This window comes from Vibrio sp. SSH13-20 (assembly GCF_040104475.1).
GTDB classification, from domain to species: domain Bacteria; phylum Pseudomonadota; class Gammaproteobacteria; order Enterobacterales; family Vibrionaceae; genus Vibrio; species Vibrio harveyi.
This window is the reverse complement of the sequence record NZ_JBECOU010000030.1, coordinates 1-2,401: the sequence shown is the minus strand read 5'-3', so window position 1 is coordinate 2,401 and position 2,401 is coordinate 1. Positions and strand designations below refer to the sequence as shown.

At 48.9% G+C, this 2,401-nt stretch carries 4 tRNA genes and 2 rRNA genes; all 6 read right to left on the bottom strand.

The annotated features are described in order from the left end of the window. A 23S ribosomal RNA gene (locus ABMY42_RS26240) occupies positions 1 to 1,154 on the bottom strand; the annotation flags it as partial. 358 nt (positions 1,155 to 1,512) lie between these two features. Then, a tRNA-Val gene (locus ABMY42_RS26235) sits at positions 1,513 to 1,588 on the bottom strand. A 35-nt stretch (positions 1,589 to 1,623) separates the two neighbouring features. After that, positions 1,624 to 1,699, bottom strand: a tRNA-Ala gene (locus ABMY42_RS26230). A 9-nt stretch (positions 1,700 to 1,708) separates the two neighbouring features. Then, positions 1,709 to 1,784: transfer RNA gene (locus tag ABMY42_RS26225), tRNA-Lys, on the bottom strand. Positions 1,785 to 1,786: 2 nt separating this feature from the next. Next, positions 1,787 to 1,862, bottom strand: a tRNA-Glu gene (locus ABMY42_RS26220). A gap of 126 nt (positions 1,863 to 1,988) precedes the next feature. After that, positions 1,989 to 2,401, bottom strand: a 16S ribosomal RNA gene (locus tag ABMY42_RS26215); the annotation flags it as partial.

The following is a 2,401-nucleotide window of genomic DNA, read 5'->3' as shown; positions in this document are numbered from 1 at the left end:
CATTGCCGCAGCTTCGGTTTACTACTTAGCCCCGTTACATCTTCCGCGCAGGCCGACTCGACCAGTGAGCTATTACGCTTTCTTTAAATGATGGCTGCTTCTAAGCCAACATCCTGGCTGTCTGAGCCTTCCCACATCGTTTCCCACTTAGTAGTAATTTGGGACCTTAGCTGGCGGTCTGGGTTGTTTCCCTCTCCACGACGGACGTTAGCACCCGCCGTGTGTCTCCCGGATAGTACTTACTGGTATTCGGAGTTTGCAAAGGGTTGGTAAGTCGGGATGACCCCCTAGCCTTAACAGTGCTCTACCCCCAGTAGTATTCGTCCGAGGCGCTACCTAAATAGCTTTCGGGGAGAACCAGCTATCTCCAGGTTTGATTGGCCTTTCACCCCTAGCCACAAGTCATCCGCTAATTTTTCAACATTAGTCGGTTCGGTCCTCCAGTTGATGTTACTCAACCTTCAACCTGCCCATGGCTAGATCACCTGGTTTCGGGTCTATATCCAGAGACTGAACGCCCAGTTAAGACTCGGTTTCCCTACGGCTCCCCTAGATGGTTAACCTTGCCACTGAATATAAGTCGCTGACCCATTATACAAAAGGTACGCAGTCACACCACGAAGGTGCTCCTACTGCTTGTACGTACACGGTTTCAGGTTCTATTTCACTCCCCTCACAGGGGTTCTTTTCGCCTTTCCCTCACGGTACTGGTTCACTATCGGTCAGTCAGTAGTATTTAGCCTTGGAGGATGGTCCCCCCATATTCAGACAGGATATCACGTGTCCCGCCCTACTCGATTTCACTTTAAATGCGTTGCCGGTTACGGGGCTATCACCCTGTATCGCACAACTTTCCAGAAGTTTCACCTGACGCATAAAAAGCTTAAGGGCTAGTCCAATTTCGCTCGCCGCTACTTTCGGAATCTCGGTTGATTTCTTTTCCTCGGGGTACTTAGATGTTTCAGTTCCCCCGGTTCGCCTCGCTGCGCTATGTATTCACGCAGCGATACTAGCTTATGCTAGTGGGTTTCCCCATTCGGAAATCCCAGACTCAAGTGGTTTTTACTACCTAATCTGGGCTTATCGCAAGTTAATACGTCCTTCATCGCCTCTGACTGCCAAGGCATCCACCGTGTACGCTTAGTCACTTAACCATACAACCCGAAGGAGTTTCGAGTTGATGTTCAAATCACCAAAGTTGTCTGCAATTAACTCTTTGCTTTCACTTTGAAAAGTGAAGACAAACAGGACATGATGCAGACTCGATTTTGCCGGACTCAATTTTGAATAATCACTGTAAAAGTGATATTCCCAAGAACACTTGAATGTGCTCGTTTACTTTCATTTTTAAAAAATGAAAACAAACAGTTGGTGTTTGTCATAAAGACAAACATTGAGAACTTTACAAACAAACTTAAAAGTTTGTTTTGTCAGCTTTCCAAATTGTTAAAGAGCTAATCACTTCTAATGAAGTAACCATTTTTAAAAGCACTCATCGAATGCACTTAAAGATGGTGGGCGATACCGGGCTCGAACCAGTGACCCCCTGCTTGTAAGGCAGGTGCTCTCCCAACTGAGCTAATCGCCCACATTAGTTTTACGTCTCGTGGTAGACGTCTCGAATGGTGGAGCTATGCGGGATCGAACCGCAGACCTCCTGCGTGCAAGGCAGGCGCTCTCCCAGCTGAGCTATAGCCCCATCGAGAAATGGTGGGTCGTGCAGGATTCGAACCTGCGACCAATTGATTAAAAGTCAACTGCTCTACCAACTGAGCTAACGACCCAATGGTATCCCGTAGGGGAGTCGAACCCCTGTTACCGCCGTGAAAGGGCGGTGTCCTAGGCCTCTAGACGAACGGGACACTGGATTGAAGAGTTTGGGAACTCTTCCTCTCTTTACTTTATAAACCGTATCAATCTGTGTGGACACTCATCGTGACTCATTTGTCTTCACTTTTTAAAAGTGAAAGCAAACTATCCGTATCGTATAAGGAGGTGATCCAGCGCCAGGTTCCCCTAGCGCTACCTTGTTACGACTTCACCCCAGTCATGAACCACAAAGTGGTAAGCGTCCTCCCGAAGGTTAAACTACCTACTTCTTTTGCAGCCCACTCCCATGGTGTGACGGGCGGTGTGTACAAGGCCCGGGAACGTATTCACCGTGGCATTCTGATCCACGATTACTAGCGATTCCGACTTCACGGAGTCGAGTTGCAGACTCCGATCCGGACTACGACGCACTTTTTGGGATTCGCTCACTCTCGCAAGTTGGCTGCCCTCTGTATGCGCCATTGTAGCACGTGTGTAGCCCTACTCGTAAGGGCCATGATGACTTGACGTCGTCCCCACCTTCCTCCGGTTTATCACCGGCAGTCTCCCTGGAGTTCCCACCCGAAGTGCT